The organism is Rhizomonospora bruguierae (genome assembly GCF_018397995.1).
Classification (GTDB): Bacteria; Actinomycetota; Actinomycetes; order Mycobacteriales; family Micromonosporaceae; genus Rhizomonospora; species Rhizomonospora bruguierae.
In genome coordinates this window covers 24,920-49,831 of record NZ_BBQH01000019.1, presented here as the reverse complement: position 1 = coordinate 49,831, position 24,912 = coordinate 24,920, and the positions used below count along the sequence as shown (strand labels likewise).

The following is a 24,912-nucleotide window of genomic DNA, read 5'->3' as shown; positions in this document are numbered from 1 at the left end:
CTGGCCATTACGTGGGGGGAACGTAACCGGTGACCCAGACCGACCAGGCCGTCGCCCGACCCAATATCCGGGTCGTGCTCGCCGGCCTCATGATCGCCATGATGCTGGCGATGCTCGACAACATGATCGTCAGTACGGCGCTGCCGCGGATCGTCCGCGAGTTCGGCGGGCTGGACCACTTCACCTGGGTGGTCACCGCGTACGTGCTGGGCACCAGCGTATCCACGCCGATCTGGGGGAAGCTCGGCGACCTGTACGGACGCAAGAGCGTCTTCCTCAGTTCGGTGGCGCTGTTCCTGGTCGGCTCCGCGCTCTGCGGCATGTCCGGCACGGGCCTGCTCGGCGGCGCGCACAACGGCATGGCCGAACTGATCGCCTTCCGGGCCCTGCAGGGCCTGGCCGCCGGCGGCCTCATGGTCGGCGTCATGGCGATCGTGGGCGACCTCGTCCCGCCCCGCGAGCGGGGCAAGTACCAGGGCCTGATGGCGGGCATCATGTCCATCGCCATGGTGGCCGGCCCGCTGGTCGGCGGCTTCATCACCGACCACCTCTCGTGGCGCTGGGCCTTCTACATCAACCTGCCGCTCGGCGCGGTCGCCCTGGCGATCCTCGTGACCCGGATGCACCTGCCCCGGTACCGCACCGAGCACCGCATCGACTGGGTCGGCGCCGGCCTGCTCTCGGTCGCCATCACCGCGCTGGTGCTGATCACCACCTGGGGTGGCAACCAGTACGCGTGGCGGTCCGCGCAGATCATCGGTCTGGCGGTGCTGGCCGCCGTGACGCTGGTCGCGTTCGCGCTCGTGGAGCGGCGCGTCCCCGAGCCGATCCTGCCGCTGAACCTGTTCGCCAACCGGAACTTCGCGCTCATCTCGGTGATCGGCTTCCTGCTCGGCTTCGCGATGTTCGGCGCGATGAACTTCCTGCCGCTGTTCCAGCAGACCGTGCAGGGCGCCAGCGCCACGAGCAGCGGCCTGCTCCTGATGCCGCTGATGTTCGGCTCCCTGATCACGTCCATCGTGGTCGGCCGCACCATCACCAGGACCGGCCGGTACCGCGCCTTCCCGATCATCGGCGGCGTCATGATGGCCGGGGGCATGGCGATCCTCACCCTGCTGGACGTGCACACCACCAGGACCCAGCTCGGCCTGTACGTGATCCTGCTCGGCGTCGGCATGGGCTTCCTCATGCAGACCTCGATGCTCATCGCGCAGAACAGCGTCGAGCAGCGGGACCTGGGCGCGGCCAGCGGCGCCGCCACGTTCCTGCGCTCCATCGGTGGCTCGTTCGGCGTCAGCCTCTTCGGCGCCGTGTTCGCCCACCGCCTCACCGACCAGCTCACCGCCCGGTTCGGCGCGGCGGGGGCGGAGAGCTTCACCAGCACCGGCGGCGGCCGGGGTGGCTTCGACCCCGACCAACTCGCCAAGCTGCCGCCCGCCCTGCGGCTGGAGGCCCTCACGGCGCTGGCGGACTCGATCTCCGGGGTGTTCTGGTGGGCCATCGGCTTCGCCGTGGCGGTCCCGATCCTCGCCTGGTTCATCAAGGAGATCCCGCTGCGCAGCAGCCACGAGCCCCCGCCACCCACCAAGGGCGGCGAGGCCGAGGCCGAGGCCGCCCTCGGCACCGCCGCCGCGGTCTCCTGAGCCCCGCGCCGGCTCACGACCGAACGCCGCCCCGGACCTGTCCGGGGCGGCGTTCGCGCCTGTCGGGACCAGCCGTACCGCCTCCCGCGAGCCGGCGCGGCGCACAATTCGTCGGTGCGGGAGTGCTGCTCGAAGCTTTGCGATACAGGCGTGTTGCGTGCAAGAATGCGCAACAGCGGGACGAAAGTGCGCAGCGAAGCGCGGAGGAGGCTCGGATGACGGCCGGGGCGGGCATGGCGGCGGACATCGCCGAGCAGCCGGAGGTGTTCGCGCGGCTGCTGGCGGGTCCGGCGCGGGAGCGGATCGCCGCCGTCGCCGAGCGGATCGCCCGCCGCCGACCCCGGCACGTGGTGTTCACCGCCCGGGGCACCTCCGATCACGCCGCCCTGTACGGGGCGTACCTCACCGAGATCCGCCTCGGCATCCCGGCGGGGCTCGCCTCGCCGAGCGTGGTCACGGTGTTCGGCGCCCGGCCGGACCTGTCCGAGTCGCTCGTCGTGGGCGTGAGCCAGAGCGGCGGGTCGCCGGACCTGTGCGCGGTGCTCGAGGCGGCGCGGGAGACCGGGGCGCTGACCCTGGCGGTCACCAACACCCCCGGGTCGCCGCTGGCCGCCGCCGCCGACCTGGCGGTGGACGTGGCGGCGGGGCACGAGCGGGCGGTCGCGGCGACCAAGACGTACACGGCGGAGTTGCTGGCGCTGCTGCTACTGGTCGAATCCGTCGACGGCGGGCCGGCGGCGGACATCGACGACCTGCCCGGCCTCGCGGAGCGGGCGCTGGCCGACGACACCCCGCTGCACCTGGCGGCGCGGTACCGGTTCGCCGCGCGGCTGGTGACCACCGGGCGGGGGTACGCCTACCCGACGGCGCGCGAGGCGGCGCTGAAGCTGATGGAGACCTCGTACCTGCCGTCGCTCGCGTTCTCCGGCGCCGACCTGCTGCACGGTCCGCTGGCGATGGCGGACCCGGACGTGCCGGTGCTCGCCGTCGTCGACGCGGGACCGGGCGGCCAGTCGATGCGGGACGTGCTGGCGCGCCTGGGCGAGCGGCGGGCCGACGTCGTCGTGGTCGGCCCGGAGGACGTGCCCGGCACGGCGGCGCGGATCCCCGTCCCGCGCGTCGACGAGCGGTACGCGCCGCTGCTGGACATCCTGCCGCTGCAGCGGCTCGCGCTCGCGGTCGCGCTGGCCCGGGGTCAGGACCCGGACGCGCCCCGCGGGCTCAACAAGGTGACCGCCACGTTGTGACGCGCGCGTGGCAGGCTGGACGCCGTGTCCACCCTGCGTGATCTCGTTGAGGAGCACACCCACCTCGGCAACCCCGACATCGACCACCTGCACCGGTTGGCGGCCGACTGGCAGTTGCTGAGCGACCTGTCCTTCGCCGACCTGCTGCTCTGGGTGCCGATCGACCACGGGTACCACGCGCCGGGGTTCCTCTGCGTGGCGCACGTGCGACCCACGACGGCGCCCACCGCGTACCCGGACGACCAGGTGGGGAAGCTGTTCGGCGGCACCGAGGTGGCGCACCTGGCGGTGGCCCGCAACCAGGGGCGGATCTGGCGGGAGGGCGACCCCGTCTGGTACGGCGACACACCGGCCCGGCACGAGGCGATCCCGGTGCGCCGACGGGCGGCCGACGGCGAGATCGGTGACGTCATCGCGATCGTCGGGCGGGACACGAACCTGTCGACCGCCCGCACGCCCAGCCAGTTGGAACTGAACTACCTGACCACCGCGGACGACCTGGCGCAGATGGTCGCGGACGGCACCTTCCCGCCGGTACCCCATCCGGGGGAGACGACCTCGGCGCCCCGGGTGGGCGACGGGCTGGTCCGGCTGGACGGGTCGGGAAAGGTGACCTACGCGAGCCCCAACGCCCAGTCCGCGTACCGGCGGCTGGGGTTCCAGGGGAATCTGGTCGGCGAGGACCTGGCGGCGCTCTCCGGCCGGCTCGCCGAGGACCCGCTGGAGGGGACCGATGCCACCAACCGGGTGCACGCGGCGCTGCGCGGGGAGGCGCCGGCCCGCAAGGAGGTGGAGGCGCGCGGCGCGACCGTGCTGATGCGGGCGCTGCCGCTGATGCCGGCGGGCGTGCCGATCGGCGCGCTGGTGCTGGTCCGGGACGTGACCGAGGTCCGCCGCCGGGACCGGGCGCTGATCACCAAGGACGCCACGATCCGGGAGATCCACCATCGGGTGAAGAACAACCTGCAGACCGTGGCGGCGCTGCTGCGGCTACAGGCCCGCCGGGTCTCCGCACCGGAGGCGCGCACCGCCCTGCACGAGTCGGTGCGCCGGGTCGCCTCGATCGCGCTGGTCCACGAGACCCTGTCGATGTCCAGCGACGAGGTGGTCGAGTTCGACGGCATCGTGGACCGGGTCGCCGCCGCGGCCGCCGAGGGCGCCGCCCCCGGCCGGCGGATCGACCTGCGGCGGGACGGCGCGTTCGGGGTGCTGCCGGCCGAGATCGCCACCCCGCTCGTGATGGTCCTCAACGAACTGCTGCTCAACGCCGTCGAGCACGGGTTCCCGGCGCCGTCCGGTGAGGACGCCGAGGACGTCGCCGGCGAGGTCGTGATCGCGGTGCACCGGTACCGCCGGCAGTTGCACGTCACGGTCGCGGACGACGGCCGGGGCCTGCCGGCGGGCTTCGACCCGGCCGACACCAAGCGGCTGGGCCTGCAGATCGTCCGCACCCTCGCCACCGGTGAGCTGCGCGGCTCCATCGAACTACGTAACCGTGCCGGCGGTGGTACCGAGGCGCTGCTCGCCATTCCGCTGAAGCGCGACAAGTGAGAACGGGTGTTGACCGGGCTGTTTCGGGATGTGGGAGGTGACGTCCGTAACCCTGGTCATGGGTGAGTGGGCGTGAGAGGCTGTCAGCGTGACATCGGCTGCGCGGCATCGATTCGTGGGAGACGGGCTCACCGCCCGGCGCCACATCGATTTCTGCCGCGTCCGCAGCGCGATGTGTCCGGCTCGTTGACGTCGCCCGATCCCGTATTGGGCGCGCATCCGCGCCGGCCTTTCTGACACCGCTGTCGCCTGGCCCCGGTCGACCGGGGCGGCCGGCGTGCGTGCGCGTCCCCGGCACCAGGAGGACGCCGCAATGGCGGTCACCAGCACCACGCCCGACACCGCGCCCGGCGAGGCCCCGGCCCGCCGCGCGGCAGCCCGGCCGCGCAAGGCGCGCGGCGAGGGGCAGTGGGCTCTCGGGCACCGCGAGCCGCTCAACCCCAACGAGCGCTCGAAGAAGGACGACAACCCGCTCAACGTGCGCGCCCGGATCGAGAACATCTACGCGCACGGGGGCTTCGCCTCCATCGACCCCGCCGACCTGCGCGGCCGGTTCCGCTGGTTCGGCCTGTACACCCAGCGCAAGCCGGGCATCGACGGTGGTCGCACCGCCGTGCTCCAGCCCGAGGAGCTCGAGGACGAGTACTTCATGCTCCGGGTCCGGGTGGACAGCGGCCAGCTGAGCCTGGAGCAGCTGCGCACGATCGGGGACCTCTCCCGGCGGTACGCGCGGGACACCGCCGACATCACCGACCGGCAGAACATCCAGCTGCACTGGGTGCGCATCGAGGACGTGCCGGCGATCTGGCGGCGGCTGGAGGCGGTCGGCCTGACCACCACCGAGGCGTGCGGCGACTGCCCCCGGGTGGTGCTCGGCAGCCCGGTGGCCGGCGTGGCCAAGGGCGAGCTGCTGGACGCCACCCCGGCGATCCAGGAGATCGTCAAGCGGTACATCGGCGACCCGCAGTACGCGAACCTGCCCCGCAAGTTCAAGACCTCCATCTCGTGGCTGGCCGACGTGCCGTACGAGGTCAACGACGTCACCTTCCTCGGCGTCGTGCACCCCGAGCACGGCCCCGGCTTCGACCTGTGGGTCGGCGGCGGGCTGTCCACCAACCCGATGCTGGCCCAGCGGCTCGGCGTCTGGGTCCCGGCGGACGAGGTCGTCAACGTGTGGGCCGGGGTGACCGGCGCGTTCCGCGACTACGGGTACCGCCGGCTGCGCGGGCGGGCCCGGCTGAAGTTCCTGATCGCCGACTGGGGCGTGGCGAAGTTCCGGCAGGTCCTCGAGGACGAGTACCTGCACTACAAGCTGATCGACGGCCCGGCGCCGGAGCTGCCGGCCAGCCCGATCGACCACCTGGGCGTGCACGAGCAGGTGGACGGCCGGTACTACGTCGGGGCGACGCCGATCGTGGGGCGCGTCTCCGGGTCGCAGTTGCTGTCGCTGGCGGACGTGGTCGAGGCGCACGGGTCGGCGCGGGTGCGGCTCACCCCGTACCAGAAGCTGCTGGTGCTGGACGTCGAGCGGGAGCGGACCGCGAGCCTGGTGGCGGCGCTGCGCGAGATCGACCTGGAGGCCGAGCCGTCGGCCTGGCGGCGCGGCACCCTGGCCTGCACCGGCATCGAGTACTGCAAGCTGGCCATCGTCGAGACCAAGAAGCGCGCCGAGGACCTGGTGGCGCGGCTGGAGGAGCGGCTGCGCTCGTTCGACGCCGACATCACCATCCACCTCAACGGCTGCCCGAACGCGTGCGCGCGCACCCAGACGGCGGACATCGGCCTCAAGGGCCAGCTCGTCCTGGGCCCGGACGGCCAGCAGGTGGAGGGCTTCCAGGTGCACCTCGGCGGGGGTCTCGGCGTGGCCGCGGACCGCAGCGCCGGGTTCGGCCGCAAGCTGCGCGGCCTCCGGACGACCGCCGAGGAGCTGCCCGACTACGTCGAGCGGCTGGCCCGGCGGTACCTCGACTCGCGCGCGTCGGGGGAGCGGTTCGGGGAGTGGGTTCTCCGCGTGGAGGAGGACGCGCTGCGATGAGTGTCCGGAGCGTGCCGGCCGGCGGCGCGACGCCGTTGGCCGGCGGCTGCGGCGCAAGCACCGTAGCCGCGCAGGAAAGGCGGCTCCGATGAGTGGTGGACGCGCGGCCCCGATGTACTGCCCGTACTGCGGGGAGGAGGACCTGCGTCCGAGCCCGGAGGGGCACGGCGCGTGGGAATGCCACTCGTGCGTGCGCATCTTCTCGGTCAAGTTGATCGGATTGCTAGGAAAGGCGGTCACCCGATGACGACCACCGCCCTGCCCGTGGCCAACGTGATCACGCTGACCCCGTCCGTGCCGGCGCCGCCCGGCCGGCGCGGGCCGGAGGAACTGCGCGAGCTTGCCCTCGAGGCGGGCCGCGACCTGGAGGGGGCACCCGCCGAGGAGATCGTCCGCTGGGCGGCGGACACCTTCGGCGACCGGTTCTGCGTCACCAGTTCGATGGCGGACGCCGTCCTCATGCACGTCGTCTCCCGGGTCGTGCCCGGCGTCGAGGTGGTCTTCCTGGACACCGGGCTGCACTTCCCCGAGACGCTGAAGGTCCGCGACACGGTGGCCCGCACGCTGCCGGTCCGGATCCGCTCGGTCCGCCCCCGGCTGACCGTCGGCCAGCAGGACGGCGAGTACGGGCCGCGCCTGTTCAACCGGGCCCCGGACGAGTGCTGCGCGCTGCGCAAGGTCGAGCCGCTGGAGCGCGCCCTCGCCGACTACGACGCCTGGGCCGCCGGCCTGCGCCGCGACGAGTCGCCGACCCGGGCGAACACCCCGGTCGTGGGGTTCGAGGCCGGCCGCGGCAAGGTCAAGGTCAACCCGCTGGCCGCCTGGACCCAGGCCGCGGTGGACGCCTACATCGCCCGGCACAACGTGCCGGTCAACGAACTGCTCAAGAAGGGGTACGCCTCGATCGGCTGCTGGCCGTGCACCAGCCGGACCAAGGCCGGCGAGGACGCCCGCGCCGGGCGCTGGCGGATGTTCGACAAGACCGAGTGCGGCCTGCACGCGGCCTCGTGACGACCGGTGGCTCGTGATGGGGCGCTCGAGACCGGCGCGGCGGTGGCTTCCGTGGCCGGGGTGAGAACCGCCGGCGTCGGGCATCCGGCGCCGGTGGTTCTCGTGGCGCACGGCAGTCGGGACCCGGCTGCCGCCTCGGCCACCCGGGCGCTGGTGCGGGCCGTTGCCGCGGCCCGCCCCGGCCTGGACGTGCGGGCGTCCTACCTGGACCACACCGTCCCCCGCCCGGAGGCCGTGCTGGCCGCCGTGGAGCGTGCTGGGGCGCCCCGCGCCACCCTGGTGCCACTGCTGCTGACGTCGGCGTTCCACGGCCGGGTGGACATTCCGAGAAGCCTCGCCGACGCCCGCGCCGGCGGGCTGCGCCTGCCCGTCCACCTGGCCGACGTGCTCGGCCCGGTCGGCGGCGCGGTGCCCGCGCACCTGGTCGCCGCCCTGCGCCGGCGGGTGGCCGCCCTGAACACCCCGTACGACTCCGTTGTGCTGGCCGCTGCCGGCACCCGGGACGCCGCGGCACGCCGGACGGTCGCCCAGGTCGCTACGGCTCTGGGAGAGGCCCTCGACGTCCCGTGCGAGGTGGCGTACGCCTCCGCCTCGGCCCCCACGGGAGCGGAGGCGGTGGAAGCCCTGCGGGCGCGGGGGGCGCGCCGGGTCGTGGCGGCGGCGTACTTCCTCGCGCCCGGCCGCCTCTACGCCACCGTGATGGGGTCGGCCCGCTCGGCGGGCGCGCTGGCCTGCGCCGAGCCGCTCACGGACGCCCGCGAACTCGCGGCCCTGGTGCTCGCCCGCGCCGACGCCGCCCGCTGACCCCCACCCGAACTGCCGCGTATGTGGCCTTTGTGTACCACCACAAATCCAAGATCGGCGGGGAAGCAGAACGCCCCGGGGTTGGCCCCGGGGCGTCGATGCTCGTGTGGTGGTGAGTCGTGCGGTCCTCGTCAGAGGGAGTGAGCGCGGACCCGCAGGCCGCCGCGGCGCTTGACGGCGCGCCGCTCCTCTTCGCTCATCCCGCCCCAGACGCCGGCGTCCTGGCCGCTCTCGAGGGCCCACTGGAGGCACTCGTCGGTCACGGAACACCGCCGGCAGACCGCCTTGGCCTGCTCGACCTGCAGGAGAGCCGGGCCGGACGTCCCAATCGGGAAGAACAGCTCGGGGTCCTCGTCGCGGCAGGCAGCACGGTGGCGCCAGTCCATGGCGGCAACACTCCTTGTTTGTGATCGGTGCGAGTAAATGCGGTGTTGCTGTTCCCTTTATGCGTCCGCGTAGTCCGGCTGAGCCGAGATAATTCGGCGGGCCGGTCGCGTTTGCAGGCCTTGTGTGGGGCCGCCCTGGCCGCAGGCCGAACGACGCTCCGTAGTGATATCGCTTGTGAATACTTTCACGAACTGCCGCGATGTCAAGGGCTCTGGGCGCAAAAACTCGGCGTGGGTGAGCGACCTCACCGGGCTTTTGTCCGATTCCACCCGGCCGGCCGGGTGCCCGCGACCCGTGGTGACGAGCGGCGTTTCTCCTGCGGTGGGCCCTCGAGTACCCGGTAGTACCAACGCCCAAGGCCGGGGCTGGTTACGCGAAGTGGCTCTTGAGCAGGGCCGCCACCTCAGCAGACTACCGACAACGCGGCCGGAACGGCAGCGAATTGCACCTTCTCCCGCTCGCCCACGTAGTCCCCGTCCAGCTGGAAGGCGACCGGCTTGCTTGCACCAAGAGTGAACTCGGACAAGTCGTGCAGACTGAGCACCTGTCGCCCGTGCGGGTCGGGGCGACGGGACAGGATCTGCATCACGGTCCGTGTTGTGCTAGGCACATGCAGCGCGCGTAGCGCCATCACGTCCAAACCGAGGTCGAACGACGCCCGGGGATTCGGATTGATGGGCCGGTCGCCGAGGTACGTCCAGGGCGCGGTGTTCTGCACGACGACCGTTCCGAGTTCACCCGCCGGCGGTTCCGAGGGGCGCTCCAGCGTGATGGCGGGGTGCCGACGGTCCGCCCCGACGAAGTACTGGGCGACGGTGGCGCGCAGGTACAGGGCGGGCGTGGAGACGCGGCCCTTGCGCCGGGCCTGCTCCACCCGCCGGATGACCTCGGCGTCGAGGCCGAAGCCGGCGCAGAACGTGAAGTACCGGTCGTCGGCGCGGCCCAGGCCGATCTCCCGGCGGCGGCCGAAGCGCAGCGCCTCCAGGATGATGCCGGTGCCCTCGGCCCAGTCCCGAGGCAGGCCCAGCGCCCGGGCGAACACGTTCGTGGAGCCGCCCGGGACCACGGCCAGCGCCGGCCGGTCGCCGGCCGAGCGGCCGACGGCCATCATGCCGTTCACGACCTCGTTCACGGTGCCGTCACCGCCCAGGGTGACCAGCAGGTCGAGGCCGTCGCCGGCGGCCTGCCGGGCCAGGTCGGTGGCGTGGCCGCGCCGGGCGGTGTACTCGACGCTCAGGTCGACCTCGGTGCCCAGCGCCCGGACCAGGACGTCCCGGCTGCGCCGGCTGGTGGTGGTGGCCTTGGGGTTAACCACCAGGAGCGCGCGCATGGCCGGCACTGTACTCCCGGGCGGCGCGGGTACAGTTCCCGGCTGTGACCGACCCCGCTGACCGTTCGCCCCGCCCCGACCAGCGCCGACGCGCCCAGGCCCAGCGCGGGAAGGCCCGCCCGGGCAAGAGTCTGGGCGCCAACGGCGCGGCAGGCCGGGCGGAGCAGGGCGGCCGGACCCCGGCCGCGGAGCGGCCGGCGGTGGGGGCGCTGCCGCTGACCTTGCGGGCCGCGGTGGCGGGCCTGTCGGTCGAGGCGGTGGCGCTCGGCGTGCTCGGCGTGGTCCTGATCGTCAAGGACGCCACCGGCGAGGCCGGCGACCTGCGCGCCGCCCTGTTCCTGACCGGCTTCACGATCCTGTACGCGGTGGTGCTCGGCGCGCTCGCCCGGGCGCTCGCGCGGCGGCGGGGCGGCGTGCGGGGTCTGGCCATCGCGCTCCAGTTGATGTTGGCCCCGGTCGGCTACTCTCTGCTCAGCACCGGCGCGGTGTGGCTGGGTGTGTTGGTGGCGGTACCGGCGCTGGCGGTGATCGCCCTGTTGATGGCGCCACCCACGGCGCGGGCGCTCGGTCTCGCGGATGGTGCCGCGAACGGGTGAGGGGGCAGCCGGGGCGCCCGCGTGCCCCTAGGCTGAGCGCCGTGACCGAGCTTGCGAACGTGGGGGAGGCACCTGTGGCGGTCATCGACCATACGGTCCGCGCGCCGGCGTACCAGGTCCTCGCCGACGACCTACGGGCACAGATCACCTCGGGTCGGCTGCGCGCCGGCGACCGGCTGCCCACCGAACCGCAACTGTGCCTGCGCTCCGGGCTGAGTCGCAGCACCGTGCGGGAGGCGCTGCGCCTGCTGGCCAGCCAGCACCTGATCGTGACCACCCGCGGGGTGACCGGGGGCAGCTTCGTCTCGCACCCCCGGCCGGACCAGTTGGCCGAGGCGCTGTCCACGGGCGTGCAGTTGATGATCAGCAACGCCGCGGTGGGCGCGGCCGAACTGTTCGAGATGCGCCGGCTGCTGGAGGTGCCGGCGGCCGAGCTGGCGGCGCAGCGGCGCACCCGCCCCCACCTGGCGGCCCTCTCCGCGGCGATGTTCGACCCGGCCAACGACAGCCTGGAGCGCAAGCTGGACGCGCGCCGCCGGTTCCACGGGGCGATGATCGCGGCGACCGGCAACGCGCTCTACGAGATGATCGCGACGCCGCTGTACAACCTGGCGAACGAGCGGCAGCTCGGCGAGCTGGCGCCGGCCGGCTTCTGGTACCGGGTGGACCGGGAGCACCGGGAGCTGCTGCGCTGTGTGGAGGCGGGGGACCGGGCCGGGGCGGCGGCCGTCGCCCGCGTCCACGTGGAGTACCTGAGCACGGTCTACGTCGACGCGGACCTCGTGCCCGCCCGGTAGTCCGTGGCCGTCAGGGTGCCGGCGATGGCGGCTCGACCCGGCGGGCGAGCAGCCGGATGGTGGCCTCGTCCCCGCTCGTCTCGGCGCCCGCCTCGGTGGTCAGCGCGGTGAGCACCTTCCAGGCGAACGAGGTGGTGGCCGGAAGGTGGGCGCCGGGGACGATCGGCACCGTCACCTGGACGGTCAGCGTGTCGTCGGCGAGCACGAACCGGCAGCGCAGGTCCACGTCGCGGCGGGCGATCGCCAGCAGCATGGCGCACGCCTCGTCGACCGCGATCCGCAGATCCTCGATCTCGTCGAGGGCGAACTGGAGTCGCGCGGCCAGCCCGGCCGTGGCGGTGCGCAGCACCGCCAGGTAGCCACCGTCGGCGGGCACGGTCAGCAGCACGACGTCCTCGCGGATCGTCGGGTCAGGCATGATCTGGGTCACCGGGGGCCTCCTCCCGGCTCGGGACTCTACCGGCTGGCCGCCCATCCGGCGCGGCGTGCGCGGCAAGCTCGGCGAGCCCCGCCCCGCTGAGCCGGTACGGGACCCACTCGTCCATCGGTTTGGCGCCGATGGTGGCGTAGAAGTCGCCGGCCGGGTTCCACCGCAGCATCCACCAGTCCAGCCGCCGGTAACCGCGCTCGACGCACAGCGCCGCGAGCGTGGCCAGCAGCCGCCGGCCCAGGCCGGTGCCGCGGGCGGCCGGGCTGACGTAGAGGTCCTCCAGGTAGATGCCGGGCACGCCCTCCCAGGTGCTGAAGTTGAGGAACCACAGCGCGAAGCCCACCGGCTCGCCGGCCAGCAGGGCCAGGTGCGCGTGCACCGCCGGCCGCTCGGCGAACAGCGCGGCCGACAGCCGCTCCTCGGTGAGGTGGCACTGCTCCGGTGCGCGCTCGTAGGCGGCCAGGTCGTGCACCATCCGAACGACGGCCGGCACGTCCGAGGGACGTGCCGGCCGGATGATGCCGCGGGCGGGTGGGCTCACGCCTGCTTGGTCTCCCAGAAGATCTTCGAGATCTCCTCGATCTTGGCGAGCAGCTTGTCCGCGACCGCCGGGTCGGTCGACGCCTTGGCGCCGCCGCCCCCGCCCGCCAGCTTGGTGGCCTCGTTGAACAGGGCGTGCAGTTGCGGGTACTTCTCGAAGTGCGGCGGCTTGAAGTAGTCGGTCCACAGCACCCACAGGTGGTGCTTGACCAGTTCGGCCCGCTGCTCCTTGATGATCAGGGCGCGGGTGCGGAACTCCGGGTCCTCGTTGGCCTGGTACTTCTCGCAGATGGCCTTGATCGACTCGGCCTCGATCCGGGCCTGCGCCGGGTCGTACACGCCGCAGGGCAGATCGCAGTGTGCGCTGGCGACGGTGCGCGGCGTCAGTATGCGCGGAAGTCGCATCGAGACTCCTTCGTGGATGTTTGCGATGATCCAGGTCCGACCCTACTCCGAGGGGATACCCCGGGCAGGGACTAGGGAGGCAAATCACCGGTGTACGCGGTGCTGGTGCACGGACCCTCGATGGCGCCCACGTTGCGGCACGGCGACGCGGTGCTGGTCCGCCGTGCCGGGCGCGCGGTGCGCCCGGGTGACGTGGTGATCGCCCGCTTCCGGTCCCGCCCGGATCTGCTCGTGGTCAAGCGCGCGGTGCGCGTTCAGGACGGCGGCTGGTGGGTACGGGGAGACAACCCGCTGGTCGCGGACGACTCGCGCGCGTACGGGGTGGCGGACGTGGCGGGCCGGGTGGTGCTGCGGTACTGGCCGCGCCCCGGCCGGGTGCGCTGACCCGGCCGGTTGCCGTCCCACTATGCTGGAAGCCGCCCGGGTGATCCCCGTGACACGTCGCCGCCGGGCGCTCACCTCGCGCCGCCGGCCGACCTCGTTCGTCAACACCCAGGAGCTTCCCATGGCACCGTCCACGATGGACACCGCCGATCCCGTTTTCGCCCTGCACCGCGGCGGCAAGATGGCCGTCGCCGCCACCGTCCCGCTGACCAGCCGCGAGGATCTGTCCCTGGCCTACACGCCCGGCGTGGCCCGGGTCTGCCAGGCCATCGCCGCCGCCCCGGCGCTCGCCGACGAGTACACCTGGGCCGGTCACACCGTCGCCGTGGTCAGCGACGGCACCGCCGTGCTCGGCCTCGGCGACATCGGGCCCCGCGCCGCCCTGCCCGTGATGGAGGGCAAGGCGGTGCTGTTCAAGCAGTTCGGCGGCGTCGACGCGGTGCCGGTCTGCCTCGACACCCGGGACGTCGACGAGATCATCCGGGTGGTCACCGCGCTGGCCCCCTCGTTCGGCGGGATCAACCTGGAGGACATCAGCGCGCCGCGCTGCTTTGAGATCGAACGCCGGCTGGACGAGGCGCTGCCGATCCCGGTCTTCCACGACGACCAGCACGGCACCGCGATCGTGGTGCTGGCCGCCCTGCGCAACGCCGCCCGCCTGCTCGACCGCAAGCTGGGCGACCTGCGGGTGGCGGTGAGCGGTGCGGGCGCGGCCGGGGTGGCGGTCACGAAGATGCTCATCGCCGGCGGGGTGGACCCCGGCGCGGTGGTGGTCAGCGACTCGCGCGGCATCCTCGGCCCGGAACGCACCGACCTGCCGCCCGGCTCGGCCAAGGCCGACCTGGCGGCGCTGACCAACGGCGCGCACCGGGGCGGCGGCATCGCCGACGCGCTCGCCGGGGTGGACGTGCTGGTCGGCGTGTCGGGCGGGCGGATCGAGGAGGAGGCGGTGGCCCGGATGAGCCCCGGCGGGGTGATCTTCGCGCTGGCGAACCCCACCCCGGAGGTGCACCCGGAGGTGGCCACCCGGTACGCGGCGGTGGTCGCCACCGGCCGCAGCGACTTCCCCAACCAGATCAACAACGTGCTCGCGTTTCCCGGCGTCTTCCGGGGCGCCCTGGACGCGCGGGCCACCCGGATCACCGAGGGCATGAAGCTGGCCGCGGCGGACGCCATCGCCGCCGTCGTGGCGCAGTCGCTGCGCCCGGACGCGATCGTCCCGTCCCCGCTGGACCCGCGCGTCGCCCCGGCGGTCGCCGCCGCCGTGGCCGACGCCGCCCGGCGCGACGGCGTCTGCCGTACCGGGCGGTAGCGGCCGGCTGCTAGCGTCGGCAACCATGCGTGCCGCGTTCGCCACCGCCTTCGATGACGCCGACCCGCTCGCCGCGCTGACCGTCGGGGACGCGCCCGAGCCGTCGCCGTCGGGGCCGGGGTGGGTGACCGTGCGGGTGCGGGCGGCCTCGCTGAACCACCACGACCTGTGGTCGCTGCGCGGGGTGGGGCTGCGCGAGAACCAGTTGCCGATGATCCTTGGCACGGACGCCGCCGGGGTGGACCCGGACGGCAACGAGGTCGTCATCTACCCGGTCATCCCGGACCCGGGCGACCCGCGCGGGTACTCGCTGCCGTCCGAGCGCCACCCCGGCACCCTCGCCGAGCGGGTGGCGGTGCCCCGGGAGAACCTGGTGCCGAAGCCCGCCACGGTGTCCTTCGCCGACGCGGCCTGCCTGCCGACCGCCTGGCTCACCGCGTACCGGATGCTGGTGACCAGGGGGCGGCTGGGCGAGGGTGACGCGGTGCTGGTGCAGGGCGCCGGCGGCGGCGTGGCCAGCGCGGCGGTGGCGATCGGCGTGGCGCTGGGCGCCCGGGTCTACGCGACCAGCCGGGACGCCGCCAAGCGGGAGCGCGTGGCGGCGCTGGGCGCGACGGCGCTGGAGCCGGGCGCGCGCCTGCCGGAGCGGGTCCAGGTGGTGGTGGAGACCGTCGGCCCGGCCACCTTCGAGCACTCGATGAAGTGCGCGGCGCCGGGCGCCCGCATCGTCGTCTCGGGCGCCACCACGGGCGCCGAGGCGGCGGTGAACCTGCGCCGGGTGTTCGCCATGCAACTGGAGATCCTGGGCAGTTCGATGGGCAGCCGGGAGGAGCTGGTCGCGCTGCTCGACCTGGTCGCCGCCGGCCGGCTGCGCCCGATCGTGGACTCGGTGCTGCCGTTCGACGCCGCCCGGGAGGCGTTCGCGAGGCTCGCCGCGGGCGACGTGTTCGGCAAGATCGTCCTAGAGGCGGCTGTCTAGCCGGGCCACCGAGCCGGAGCCGGCGTCCTGGGTCATCCGGCGCTTGGCGGCGGCGTCGCCGTAGAGGGACCAGCGCAGGAAGTCCAGGGTGGTGTCGGCGACCGCCGTGAAGGCCCCGTCTTCGCTGCTGAGCAGGGCCTCGCCGTGGCCCGCGGCGGGCAGCGTCAGCATCGCCTTGGGCCATGGGACCGCGTCGAACGCGGCCTTGCCGTCGGCGTACTTGACGACCGTGTCCCGCTGCCCGTGCACGAACAGCATTGGTGCGGGCGCCCCGGCGTACGTGAGACCCATGCCGAGTGAGCTGCCGGCCAGGACCACCCCGGCGCGCAGCCGGTCATCCCGGGCGACGGTGAACAGCCCGACCGTGGTGATCCCGCCCGCGGAGTGGCCGGCTGCGGCCACCCGGTCGGTCGCCAGGCGGCCGCGCAGCGGGTCGCCGGCCTTCCGGTTCAGTGCCAAGACCTGGTCCAGGGTGGCGCTGGCGTCCGCCGGCTGGTTCAGCACGTCCAGCACGTTCATCTGCCGGCTGCCCGAGCTGGTCTGCGGGTAGGTGGGTGCCGCGATGGTGAAGCCCGCCCGCGCCCAGCGCATCAGCAGCGGCCGGTAGTCGACCGGGGAGGTGCCGAGCCCGTGACTGAACAGCACCACCGGGAAGGGGCCGGGGCCCTGCGGGTACCAGACCGTCACCGGGATGCTGCGCCCGTCCCGCTGCACCAGGAGCTTGCGCTGTGCCACGTCGAAGGCGTGGCTCGGCGCGGTCCCGGTGATCGGCCTGAGAGTCGGGGCGGCCGCGCTGGGTGCCGTGGGCGGCGCGGTGGTGGTGGAGACCGGTGGCTCGTCGCCGCAGGCGACGAGCCCGGCCAGCAGCGCGGCGGCCAGCGGCCCCGCCAGAGCGAGTCGGCGCATCACGCGATTCTGACCCGCTGCGGCGGACATCGACCACCGGCCGCCGTCCTTCCGGTATGGCTCAGTGGTGACGGGGCTGGGGCAGCCAGCGCAGCCAGCGCGGCAGGTACCAGTTGCGCTCGCCGAGCAGCGCCATCACGGCGGGCAGCAGGACGGCCCGCACCACCGTGGCGTCGATCAGCACCGCCGAGGCGAGGCCGAAGCCCATCGCCTTCATCGTGGTGAGCGACCCGGTGGCGAACAGCGCGAACACCGCCACCATCACGACCGCGGCGCTGGTGATGACCCCGGCGGTGCCCCGAATGCCGCGGGAGACCGCCAGGCGGGTCGGCCAGCCCCGGTCGTGCCCCTCGCGGATCCGGCTCAGCACGAACACGTGGTAGTCCATCGACAGGCCGAACAGGATCACGAACAGGAACAGCGGCAGCCAGTTGGTGATCGCGCCGGTGGGGGTGAAGCCCAGCAGGCCCTCGCCCCAGCCGCGCTGGAACACCACGGTGAGCAGGCCGTACGCCGCGGCCACCGAGAGCAGGTTCAGCGCGATCGCGGTCACCGCCACCACCAGGGACCGGAACGACACCAGCAACAGCAGGAACGCCAGCCCGAGGACGAAGCCGAAGACCAGCGGGACGCTGCGGTCCAGGGCCCGGTTGAAGTCGACCGAGCCGGCGGCGTTGCCGGTGACGGCCACCTCGGCGCCGGGCAGCCCGGCCAGGGTTTGCGGGATGACGTCGGTGCGCAGCGCCTCGACGGCGCGCTCGGAGACCCGGTCGCCCCCGCTGCCGGAGAGCCCGACGCTGATCACGGCGACGGTCCCCGCCGGGTTCACCTCGACCGCGATCGGCTCGTGCACCTGCCCCGTGGCCAGGGCGCGGGCGCGGAACCGGTCGATCGCGGCGGTGACCGGCGCGGCGGCGACGTCCGGCGCCCGCAGCACCACCTTCGCCGGGTCCGCGCCGCCGGGGAAGGCGGCCTCGATCCGGTCGTACGCGATCAGCGCCGGCTGGTCGTGCCGGATGTCGGCGATGCCCGGCTGGGCGGTGCGCATCCCGAGCGCGGGCAGCGCCAGCACCACCAGCAGGCCCCCGGCCAGCGTGGCGGACAGGCCGGGACGGCGCATCACGGCCCGCATCACGGCCCGCCAGAACCGCCCGCCGGCCTCCGGGTTCGCCGCCCGGCGCCGGTGCAGGCCCGGGACGCGGCCCAGATCCACCCGGTCCCCGAGCTTGGAAAGGATCGCCGGCAGCACGGTCATCGACCCGGCGGCGGCGGTGGCCACGACCAGGATGGTGCCGGTGGCGAGGCTGATGAACGTGGTGTCCCGGGTGAGGAGCATCCCGGCCATCGCGATGATCACCGTGATCGCGGAGATCAGCACCGAGCGCCCGGAGGTGGCCGCGGCGACCTCCAGCGCCCGCTCCGGACCGGCGCCCCGGGCCCGCTCCTCGCGCTCCCGCCGGAGGTAGAACAGGCAGTAGTCCACGCCCACCGCGAGGCCCATCAGCAGCATCAGGTGGGTGACGGTGTCGTCGGCGGGCGCCCAGCGGCTCGCCACGGCGAGCAGCCCCAGCGAGCCGAGGAACGCGGTCAGCGCCAGCCCCAGCGGCAGGACCGCCGCCAGCAGCGCCCCGAAGGCCACGATCAGAATGCCCAGCGTCACCGGGATCGACAGCATGGACAGCCGCTGCATGTCCCCGCTGAGCTTGTCGTTGAACGTCTTGTCCAGGCTGGCCGCGCCGGACTCGCCCACGTACAGGTCCGGGTGGGCGCCCTGGACGCCGGCCACCGCGTCCATCACCGGGCCGACCCGGTCCTCGGCCGTCTCCGCGTCCCCGGCCAGGTCGAACGCCACCAGGGCGGAGTGCCTGTCCGCCGAGACCAGCGCCGCGCCCTCCGGCTCCAGCGGGGAGCGGACGTTCTCCACGGCACCGGTACCACGCACCGCGGCGATCGCCTCGGTCACGGCCGCCCGGAACGCCGGATCGGTGACCGTGAGCGCGTCGCTGTGCACGATCACCATCTCGCCGGCCCGGTCGGCGAAGCCGGCACCGGCGATGATCTGGTCCGCCCGGCGGGACTCCCCGTTTCCGTAGTCCGCGTCGGTGGCGGAGCGGGTCCCCAGGGTCACCATCAGGGCGGTGGCCAGCGCGACGAACGCCAGCCACCCGCCGACGGCGAGGAAGCGGTGCCGGGCGCTGAAACGGGCCACGGTGGCGGCCAGATTGCCCGGCCGCCGGTGCCGGTGCCGGTCGTCGGGCTCCGGCCGGATCGCCGGCGGCGGCGGAATCGTCTCCGTTGTCATGCCCGCGACGCTACGGAGCGTGATCGACTACCACGATCCGGCGCACACCCGTGTTGGCGGTGGGGTAGCCCCTACCCGATGCCCTAGGGTCAACCGCATGTCTTCCCAGCAACCGGACCCGGCCGGCAACACCCAGCAGTTCCGCGCGTTCGTCGAGCAACCCGAGCCGCGCAAGGACCCGGCCGAGGGGGTCAAGAAGGTGGCGATCGTCGGCGCGGTGATCGTCGCCCTGGCCGCCCTCGCCCTGGTCCTCTACGTCGCGTTCGTCTGACGGGTCGTCGCGTTCGGCTGGCGGGTCAGAAGTCGTCGTCCTCGTCGTCCAGCCGGGCCAGGTAGGTGGCGAAGCGCTCGATCGGCGTCTCGAACTCCGGGTTCAGGTCGACGAAGTCGCGCAGCCGCTCGGCCAGCCAGTCCAGCGTGACGGTCTCCTCGCCACGCCGGCTGGCCAGCTCCTCGATACCACGGTCGGTGAAGTACACGCCGCACCCGCCTACGGCCGGGGCAGGGCGGCCTCGATGAGGGCCGCCTGCTCCGCGTCGTGCAGCTTCGCCGAACCCACCGCGGGCGCCGCCGCGGCCGGCCGGGAGATCCGCCGCAGCCGGACCCCGGACAGGTGTTCCAGCAGGTTCAGCGCGATGAACGACCAGGCACCCTGGTTCGCCGGCTCCTCCTGGACCCAGGCGAAGTCGTCCGCCGCCGGGAACCGCTCCAGCGCCGCGCGCAGCTCCTCGACCGGCAGCGGGTACAACTGCTCGACCCGCAGCAGGGCCGTGTCGGTGATGCCCCGCTCGGCACGGGCCTGGAGCAGGTCGTAGAAGACCTTGCCGGTGCACAGCAGCACCCGCTTGACCTTCCCCGGATCCAGGAGTGTGCCGTTGATCCCCGGATTGTCCAGGACCGGCTGGAACGTGCCGGTGGTGAAGTCGGCCGGCTGGGAGACGGCCAGCTTGTGCCGCAGCAGGGACTTGGGCGTGAACACCACCAGCGGCTTGTGCTTCGGCGACAGGGCCTGGCGGCGCAGCAGGTGGAAGTAGTTCGCCGGGGTGGTCACGTTCGCCACCCGCATGTTGTCCTCGGCGCAGAGCTGGAGGTACCGCTCCGGGCGGCCGGAGGTGTGGTCCGGGCCCTGGCCCTCGTGACCGTGCGGCAGCAGCACCACCACCGAGGACTGCTGGCCCCACTTCACCTCGCCGGAGGAGATGAACTCGTCCACGATGGACTGCGCGCCGTTGGCGAAGTCGCCGAACTGGGCCTCCCAGAGGACCAGCGCGTCCGGGTTCTCCACCGAGTAGCCGTACTCGAAGCCCATCGCCGCGTACTCGCTCAGCAGCGAGTCCTGGGCGAAGAAGCGGGCCGGCTGGCCGCCGCCGGCCGGCGCCTCGACCAGCGCCGACAGGGGCAGGTAGTCGGCGCCGGTGCGGGCGTCGAAGATGGCGGCGTGCCGCTGCACGAACGTGCCCCGGCGCGAGTCCTGACCGGACAGCCGCACCGTGACGCCCTGGTTCAGCAGCGAGCCAAACGCGATCAGCTCACCCATCGCCCAGTCGATGCCGCCCCCGGTGACCATCTTGGCCCGCCGCTCCAGCAGCTGCACGATCCGCTTGTGCGGGGTGAACCCCTCCGGCAGGTTGGTGTGCGCCTCGCCGACCGCGGCCAGCACCGCCGGCTCGATCGCGGTCTTCACTACCGGCTCCGGCTCGGGCTGCCGGCTGCGCCCGCGCGGCCGGGACGAGGTGGCCGCGTCCCGGGTCGCCTTGAACACCTGCTCCAGCTGCGCCTGGTAGTCGCGCAGCAGTTCCTCGGCGTCCTCGACGGTGATGTCGCCCCGGCCGATCAGTTCCTCGGTGTACAGCTTCCGGACGCTGCGCTTGGCGTCGATGATCTGGTACATCAGCGGGTTGGTCATCGACGGGTCGTCGCCCTCGTTGTGCCCGCGCCGCCGGTAGCAGACCAGGTCGATCACCACGTCCTTGGTGAACGTCTGGCGGTACTCGAACGCCAGCCGGGCGACCCGGACCACGGCCTCGGGGTCGTCGCCGTTCACGTGGAAGATCGGTGCCTGGATCATCCGGGCCACGTCGGTGGAGTACAGCGACGAGCGGCTGTACTCGGGCGCGGTGGTGAAGCCCACCTGGTTGTTGACGACCACGTGCACCGTGCCGCCGGTGCGGTACCCGCGCAACTGGGAGAGGTTCAGCGTCTCGGCGACCACGCCCTGACCGGCGAACGCCGCGTCGCCGTGCACCAGCACGGGCAGCACGGTGTACCCCTCCAGGCCCAGGTCCAGCCGGTCCTGCTTGGCCCGGACTATGCCCTCCATGACCGGGTCCACCGCCTCCAGGTGGGACGGGTTGGCCACCACCGAGACGGTGGTCGCGTGCTCGCCGTCCGGGGTGGTGAACTTGCCGGTCATGCCCAGGTGGTACTTGACGTCGCCGGAGCCCTGGGTGGACTTCGGGTCCAGGTGCCCCTCGAACTCGGAGAAGATCTTCTCGTACGGCTTGCCGACGATGTTGGCCAGCACGTTCAGTCGGCCCCGGTGCGCCATGCCGATGACGACCTCGTCCAGCCCGCCGGTGGCCGACGCCTGGATCACCTCGTCCAGCAGCGGGATCAGCGACTCGCCGCCCTCCAGCGAGAACCGCTTCTGCCCGACGTACTTGGTTTGCAGGAACGTCTCGAACGCCTCGGCGGAGTTGAGCCGGTTCAGGATGTGCTTCTGCTCGGCCCGGTCCGGCTTGGTGTACTTGCGCTCGACTCGCTCCTGGATCCAGCGGCGCTCCTCCGGGTCCTGGATGTGCATGTACTCGACGCCGACCCGGCGGCAGTACGAGTCGCGCAGCACGCCGAGCACCTCGCGCAGCTTCATCCGTTGCTGGCCGGAGAAGCCGCCGACCGGGAACGTGCGGTCCAGGTCCCACAGCGTCAGGCCGTGCTCCAGCACGTCCAGGTCCGGGTGCCGGCGGATCTTGAACTCCAGCGGGTCGGTGTCGGCCATCAGGTGACCACGCACCCGGTACGCGTGGATCAGTTCGATGACCCGGGCGGTCTTGTTGATCTGGCTCTCGGAGTTGACCGCCACGTCGCGGACCCAGCGCACCGGCTCGTACGGGATGCGCAGCGCCGTGAAGATCGCGTCGTAGTAGCCGTGCTCGCCGAGCAGCAGTTCGTGCACGGCCTTGAGGAACTCGCCGGACTGGGCACCCTGGATGATCCGGTGGTCGTAGGTGGACGTCAGTGTGATGATCTTGCTGACCGCCATCCCGGCGAGCGTCTCGTCGCTCATCCCGGCGTACGGCGCCGGGTACTCCATCGCGCCGACCCCGATGATCGTGCCCTGGCCCGCCATCAGCCGCGGCATCGAGTGGACGGTGCCGATGCCGCCCGGGTTGGTCAGCGAGATCGTGGTGCCGGCGTAGTCGTCCATGGTCAGTTCGTTGCGCCGGGCCCGCCGCACGACATCCTCGTACGCCTGCCAGAACTGCCGGAAGTCCATCCGCTCGCAGCCCTTGATCGACGGGACCACGAGCGTGCGCGACCCGTCGGGCTTGCGCAGGTCGATCGCGATGCCCAGGTTCACCCGCTCCGGCTCGGCCATCGCCGGCTTGCCGTCCACCTCGGTGTACGAGTTGTTCATCTCCGGGTACTCGGCCAGCGCCTTGACCAGCGCGTACCCGATCAGATGCGTGAAGCTGACCTTGCCGCCGCGCCCCCGGGTGAGGTGGTTGTTGATCACAATGCGGTTGTCGGAGATCAGCTTGGCCGGTACCGCCCGGACGCTCGTCGCGGTGGGCACCTGGAGCGAGGAGTCCATGTTCTGCACGATCCGGGCGGCGACGCCGCGCAGCGGGATCGTCCTGGCGCCCCCGGACTGCGGGGTCTTCGGCGCGGGCGCCCGGCCACCCTCGGTGCGCACCTTCGGCTCGACGGCCGGCTTCGCCGCGGCCGGCGCTGTCGCGGGTGCGGCCTTGGCGGGCGCCGCGTCCGGCTTCGGCGCCGCCTTGGCGGGCGCGGCCGGCGCGGCCGCCCTGGCCGGTGCCGCCGCCTTCACCTCCGCCTTCGCGGCGGGCGCGTCGGTGCCGGCGCGGGCCGCGCTGGCCGTCGCGGTGGCGGCGCTGGCCTGGGTGTGGGTCACCGGGGCGGCCTTGCCGTCCGGCTTGTCCAGCGCCGGCTTGTAGTCCGCGAAGAAGTCGTGCCAGGCCGGGTCGACGCTGGCCGGGTCGGCGAGGTAGCGCTGGTACATCTCCTCGACGATCCACTCGTTCGGGCCGAAACCGGCCAGCGGGTTCTCCTGCGACGTCTGCTGGGTGGACACGTCCCGTATCGCCTCTTCCACGCGGTTGCTGTCCTGGGGTGAGAAGTCGGCTTCTAGGCTACGCCGAGCCCAGGGCGGGTGCGCCCGCGGCACGCACCCGGACGGGCGGGCGTCGGTATCCGATCATCCGGCGCCCGCCCCTTACCAGATTAGGAGACGTCCCTGGTCCGGACGATAAGCGTGCCGACCACACCGGAGACGGCCGCGTAGGCGATCAGCACCACCGCGCCCAGCCACTGCGGTGGACTACCGGGTAGCTCGGCGTTGGTGACCATCAGTTGCGAGGCCAGCGACGGCACGATCACCTGGAGCTTCTGGATCCACTCCCAGCCCAGCCAGTTCTCCAGCACGGAGAAGATGATCAACGCGCCGATGTAGCCGGCCAGGTACAGGATGATCGCGGTGACCGTCGCGGCGATCTGGCTGCGCAGCAGCACGCCGAACCCGACCCCGAAGATCGCCCACAGCACGTACGCGAGCAGGTTCAGCCCGTACGCCCGCAGCACCGACGCGTCACCGAGGCCGGCGTCCAGGTGCCGGCTGGCCAGGTAGATCAGCGTCGCCGGTATGGTGAGCGCCGACGTGACCAGCCAGATCAACGCGCCGAGCAGGGCCGACGCGACCAGCTTCGCCCCGATCACCGTGGACCGGTGCGGCGTGGTCATGAACGTGGTGGTCACGGTCTGGTGGAAGAACTCGGTGGTCGCCACCATGACGCCCATCACCAGCACGATGAGCAGCCCGAAGAACTGGCCGGACGTGCCCAGGTTGGCGGCGATGACATCCGGCTTGAGCTGCGCCAGGATGGCCTGCTGCTGCTCGGGGCCGAGACCCTCGGTCAGCGCATCGGTGTGGTCCAGCAGGTAGTTCGTGTTCACCAGGTTCAGCAGGAAGGTCAGCGCCGCCAGCACCACCGCGGTGAGCGTGAACAACCACCAGGCGTTGGTCGTGCGGATCTTGACCAGCTCGGCCCGTACCAGCCTCATCGGATGCCCGCCTTCCCCGCCGTCAGCTCCAGGAAGACCCGCTCCAGGTCGGGTCGCTCGGTGGTCAGCTCGTGCAGCTCCACCTGACCGGCGAGGGCGGCCCGGCCGACGGCCGGCGCGTCCAGGCCGGAGACCCGCAGCAGCCCGCCCTCGGCGGGCGTCACGGTCGCGCCCTGCTCGGTCAGCTGCTTGGCGAACGCCTCCGCCTGCGGCGTGCGGACCCGGACGGTGCCGATGTCGCCCATCGAGTCCATCACCTCGGCCAGCGGGCCCTGCCGGATCAGCTTGCCGGCGGCGATGATCACCAGGTCGTCGGCGAGCAGTTCCATCTCGGACAGCAGGTGACTGGAGACCAGGACGGTGCGCCCCTCGGCGGCCAGCCCCTTGAGCAGGTCCCGCATCCAGCGGATGCCCTCCGGGTCCAGGCCGTTCGCCGGCTCGTCCAGGATCAGCACCCGCGGGTCGCCGAGCATCGCCGCGGCGATCCCCAGCCGCTGGCGCATGCCCAGCGAATACCCCTTGAACTTGCGCTTCGCGGCCGGTGTGAGACCGACCAGCGCCAGCACCTCGTCGGCGCGGCCGCGCGGCAGCCCCGCCGCGGCGCAGATGACGCGCAGCTGGTTGATGCCGCTGCGCCCCTTGTGCGCGCTGGACGCCTCCAGCACCGCCCCCACGTGCCGCAGCGGATCCTTCAGATCCGCGTACCGCTGGCCGTCAAGCGTGGCCGTGCCGGCCGTCGGCTTGACCAAACCCAGCAGCATGCGCAGCGTGGTGGTCTTCCCGGCGCCGTTCGGCCCCAGGAAGCCGGTGATCCGGCCCGGTTCCACGTTGAACGACAGGTTGTCGACCGCCCGTAGCTCTTTGTACTGTTTCGTGAGCCCGGCCACGACGATCCGTCCCCCGGACATCGCTCCCCTTTCCGTAGTAGCGGCCCAATGATCGCAGCCGGGTC

Annotated in this window: 23 protein-coding genes; 12 read left to right on the top strand and 11 right to left on the bottom strand. The window is 72.8% G+C overall.

Annotated elements, in window-relative coordinates; translation table 11 throughout:
• The first annotated feature begins 29 nt into the window (after nt 1–29).
• The 6 genes from KJS59_RS10505 (at nt 30) to KJS59_RS10480 (ending at nt 8,291) form a co-directional block, all read left to right on the top strand.
• Entirely contained in the window at nt 30–1,643 is a 1,614-nt protein-coding gene (locus KJS59_RS10505) for an MDR family MFS transporter (protein ID WP_213452549.1), read from the top strand.
• A 233-nt stretch (nt 1,644–1,876) separates the two neighbouring features.
• Nucleotides 1,877–2,890 (top strand): SIS domain-containing protein, encoded by a 1,014-nt coding sequence (locus tag KJS59_RS10500; protein ID WP_213452738.1) that lies wholly within the window; start codon nt 1,877–1,879, stop codon nt 2,888–2,890.
• A 24-nt stretch (nt 2,891–2,914) separates the two neighbouring features.
• On the top strand, nt 2,915–4,441 hold the full coding sequence (locus KJS59_RS10495; RefSeq protein WP_213452547.1) for a sensor histidine kinase: 1,527 nt from the start codon (nt 2,915–2,917) through the stop codon (nt 4,439–4,441).
• Between the two features lie 313 nt (nt 4,442–4,754).
• A complete protein-coding gene (locus KJS59_RS10490; protein ID WP_213452545.1) occupies nt 4,755–6,476 on the top strand; it encodes a nitrite/sulfite reductase in 1,722 nt (573 codons plus the stop codon).
• 243 nt (nt 6,477–6,719) lie between these two features.
• Nucleotides 6,720–7,487: a phosphoadenylyl-sulfate reductase gene (locus tag KJS59_RS10485; protein WP_213452543.1), complete on the top strand. Its 768-nt coding sequence runs from the start codon at nt 6,720–6,722 to the stop codon at nt 7,485–7,487.
• Between the two features lie 51 nt (nt 7,488–7,538).
• A complete protein-coding gene (locus KJS59_RS10480) occupies nt 7,539–8,291 on the top strand; it encodes a sirohydrochlorin chelatase (protein WP_249714033.1) in 753 nt (250 codons plus the stop codon).
• Between the two features lie 131 nt (nt 8,292–8,422).
• On the opposite strand, the gene KJS59_RS10475 is transcribed toward KJS59_RS10480, so the two are convergent.
• A complete protein-coding gene (locus KJS59_RS10475) occupies nt 8,423–8,677 on the bottom strand; it encodes a WhiB family transcriptional regulator (RefSeq protein WP_213452541.1) in 255 nt (84 codons plus the stop codon).
• A 404-nt stretch (nt 8,678–9,081) separates the two neighbouring features.
• A complete protein-coding gene (locus KJS59_RS10470) occupies nt 9,082–10,008 on the bottom strand; it encodes a diacylglycerol/lipid kinase family protein (protein WP_213452539.1) in 927 nt (308 codons plus the stop codon).
• A gap of 44 nt (nt 10,009–10,052) precedes the next feature.
• On the opposite strand from KJS59_RS10470, the gene KJS59_RS10465 reads away from it, so the two are divergent.
• Entirely contained in the window at nt 10,053–10,604 is a 552-nt protein-coding gene (locus KJS59_RS10465; RefSeq protein WP_249714032.1) for a hypothetical protein, read from the top strand.
• Nucleotides 10,605–10,645: 41 nt separating this feature from the next.
• The gene (locus tag KJS59_RS10460) at nt 10,646–11,401 is read left to right on the top strand and encodes a FadR/GntR family transcriptional regulator (RefSeq protein WP_249714031.1); all 756 of its coding nucleotides are present in this window, start codon (nt 10,646–10,648) and stop codon (nt 11,399–11,401) included.
• A gap of 10 nt (nt 11,402–11,411) precedes the next feature.
• Here KJS59_RS10460 and KJS59_RS10455 read toward each other — a convergent pair whose 3' ends face one another.
• From KJS59_RS10455 to sodN, 3 genes are read right to left on the bottom strand one after another with little or no spacing between them, the layout of a single operon-like run.
• Nucleotides 11,412–11,819: an ATP-binding protein gene (locus KJS59_RS10455; RefSeq protein WP_213452734.1), complete on the bottom strand. Its 408-nt coding sequence runs from the start codon at nt 11,817–11,819 to the stop codon at nt 11,412–11,414.
• Nucleotides 11,812–12,372, bottom strand: a complete 561-nt coding sequence (locus KJS59_RS10450) for a GNAT family N-acetyltransferase (RefSeq protein ID WP_376771150.1) — start codon at nt 12,370–12,372, stop codon at nt 11,812–11,814. The genes KJS59_RS10455 and KJS59_RS10450 overlap by 8 nt, the downstream gene beginning before the upstream one ends.
• The gene (gene sodN / locus KJS59_RS10445; protein WP_213452537.1) at nt 12,369–12,776 is read right to left on the bottom strand and encodes a superoxide dismutase, Ni; all 408 of its coding nucleotides are present in this window, start codon (nt 12,774–12,776) and stop codon (nt 12,369–12,371) included. Before sodN ends, KJS59_RS10450 begins: the two co-directional genes overlap by 4 nt.
• 90 nt (nt 12,777–12,866) lie before the next feature.
• On the opposite strand from sodN, the gene KJS59_RS10440 reads away from it, so the two are divergent.
• From KJS59_RS10440 to KJS59_RS10430, 3 genes are all read left to right on the top strand, one after another.
• Nucleotides 12,867–13,160, top strand: a complete 294-nt coding sequence (locus tag KJS59_RS10440) for a S26 family signal peptidase (protein ID WP_283775763.1) — start codon at nt 12,867–12,869, stop codon at nt 13,158–13,160.
• A gap of 136 nt (nt 13,161–13,296) precedes the next feature.
• A complete protein-coding gene (locus tag KJS59_RS10435; RefSeq protein ID WP_376771152.1) occupies nt 13,297–14,472 on the top strand; it encodes an NAD(P)-dependent malic enzyme in 1,176 nt (391 codons plus the stop codon).
• Nucleotides 14,473–14,497: 25 nt separating this feature from the next.
• Nucleotides 14,498–15,451 (top strand): zinc-binding dehydrogenase, encoded by a 954-nt coding sequence (locus KJS59_RS10430; protein ID WP_213452534.1) that lies wholly within the window; start codon nt 14,498–14,500, stop codon nt 15,449–15,451.
• On the opposite strand, the gene KJS59_RS10425 is transcribed toward KJS59_RS10430, so the two are convergent.
• The gene (locus KJS59_RS10425) at nt 15,434–16,357 is read right to left on the bottom strand and encodes an alpha/beta hydrolase family protein (RefSeq protein WP_213452532.1); all 924 of its coding nucleotides are present in this window, start codon (nt 16,355–16,357) and stop codon (nt 15,434–15,436) included. The genes KJS59_RS10430 and KJS59_RS10425 overlap by 18 nt on opposite strands.
• Before the next feature lie 61 nt (nt 16,358–16,418).
• Nucleotides 16,419–18,659, bottom strand: a complete 2,241-nt coding sequence (locus KJS59_RS10420) for an MMPL family transporter (protein WP_213452530.1) — start codon at nt 18,657–18,659, stop codon at nt 16,419–16,421.
• Between the two features lie 97 nt (nt 18,660–18,756).
• Between KJS59_RS10420 and KJS59_RS10415 the strand changes: the two genes are divergently transcribed.
• Nucleotides 18,757–18,930: a hypothetical protein gene (locus tag KJS59_RS10415; RefSeq protein ID WP_213452528.1), complete on the top strand. Its 174-nt coding sequence runs from the start codon at nt 18,757–18,759 to the stop codon at nt 18,928–18,930.
• A gap of 25 nt (nt 18,931–18,955) precedes the next feature.
• Here the strand turns inward: KJS59_RS10415 and KJS59_RS10410 are convergent, their stop codons facing one another.
• From KJS59_RS10410 to KJS59_RS10395, 4 genes are all read right to left on the bottom strand, one after another.
• A complete protein-coding gene (locus KJS59_RS10410; protein ID WP_213452526.1) occupies nt 18,956–19,138 on the bottom strand; it encodes a DUF6104 family protein in 183 nt (60 codons plus the stop codon).
• Between the two features lie 11 nt (nt 19,139–19,149).
• On the bottom strand, nt 19,150–22,974 hold the full coding sequence (locus KJS59_RS10405) for a multifunctional oxoglutarate decarboxylase/oxoglutarate dehydrogenase thiamine pyrophosphate-binding subunit/dihydrolipoyllysine-residue succinyltransferase subunit (protein ID WP_213452730.1): 3,825 nt from the start codon (nt 22,972–22,974) through the stop codon (nt 19,150–19,152).
• Between the two features lie 149 nt (nt 22,975–23,123).
• Nucleotides 23,124–23,960, bottom strand: a complete 837-nt coding sequence (locus KJS59_RS10400; RefSeq protein WP_213452524.1) for an ABC transporter permease subunit — start codon at nt 23,958–23,960, stop codon at nt 23,124–23,126.
• On the bottom strand, nt 23,957–24,868 hold the full coding sequence (locus KJS59_RS10395; protein WP_213452522.1) for an ABC transporter ATP-binding protein: 912 nt from the start codon (nt 24,866–24,868) through the stop codon (nt 23,957–23,959). The genes KJS59_RS10400 and KJS59_RS10395 overlap by 4 nt, the downstream gene beginning before the upstream one ends.
• Nucleotides 24,869–24,912 lie beyond the last annotated feature (44 nt).

Bases quoted from the DNA above. Each gene is read 5' to 3' on its own strand.
- KJS59_RS10500 (WP_213452738.1), top strand. From the start codon at position 1,877: ATGGCGGCGGACATCGCCGAGCAGCCGGAGGTGTTCGCGCGGCTGCTG.
- KJS59_RS10490 (WP_213452545.1), top strand. From the start codon at position 4,755: ATGGCGGTCACCAGCACCACGCCCGACACCGCGCCCGGCGAGGCCCCG.
- KJS59_RS10485 (WP_213452543.1), top strand. From the start codon at position 6,720: ATGACGACCACCGCCCTGCCCGTGGCCAACGTGATCACGCTGACCCCG.
- KJS59_RS10475 (WP_213452541.1), bottom strand. From the start codon at position 8,677: ATGGACTGGCGCCACCGTGCTGCCTGCCGCGACGAGGACCCCGAGCTG.
- KJS59_RS10470 (WP_213452539.1), bottom strand. From the start codon at position 10,008: ATGCGCGCGCTCCTGGTGGTTAACCCCAAGGCCACCACCACCAGCCGG.
- KJS59_RS10455 (WP_213452734.1), bottom strand. From the start codon at position 11,819: ATGCCTGACCCGACGATCCGCGAGGACGTCGTGCTGCTGACCGTGCCC.
- sodN (WP_213452537.1), bottom strand. From the start codon at position 12,776: ATGCGACTTCCGCGCATACTGACGCCGCGCACCGTCGCCAGCGCACAC.
- KJS59_RS10435 (WP_376771152.1), top strand. From the start codon at position 13,297: ATGGACACCGCCGATCCCGTTTTCGCCCTGCACCGCGGCGGCAAGATG.
- KJS59_RS10430 (WP_213452534.1), top strand. From the start codon at position 14,498: ATGCGTGCCGCGTTCGCCACCGCCTTCGATGACGCCGACCCGCTCGCC.
- KJS59_RS10425 (WP_213452532.1), bottom strand. From the start codon at position 16,357: ATGCGCCGACTCGCTCTGGCGGGGCCGCTGGCCGCCGCGCTGCTGGCC.
- KJS59_RS10420 (WP_213452530.1), bottom strand. From the start codon at position 18,659: ATGACAACGGAGACGATTCCGCCGCCGCCGGCGATCCGGCCGGAGCCC.
- KJS59_RS10415 (WP_213452528.1), top strand. From the start codon at position 18,757: ATGTCTTCCCAGCAACCGGACCCGGCCGGCAACACCCAGCAGTTCCGC.
- KJS59_RS10400 (WP_213452524.1), bottom strand. From the start codon at position 23,960: ATGAGGCTGGTACGGGCCGAGCTGGTCAAGATCCGCACGACCAACGCC.
- KJS59_RS10395 (WP_213452522.1), bottom strand. From the start codon at position 24,868: ATGTCCGGGGGACGGATCGTCGTGGCCGGGCTCACGAAACAGTACAAA.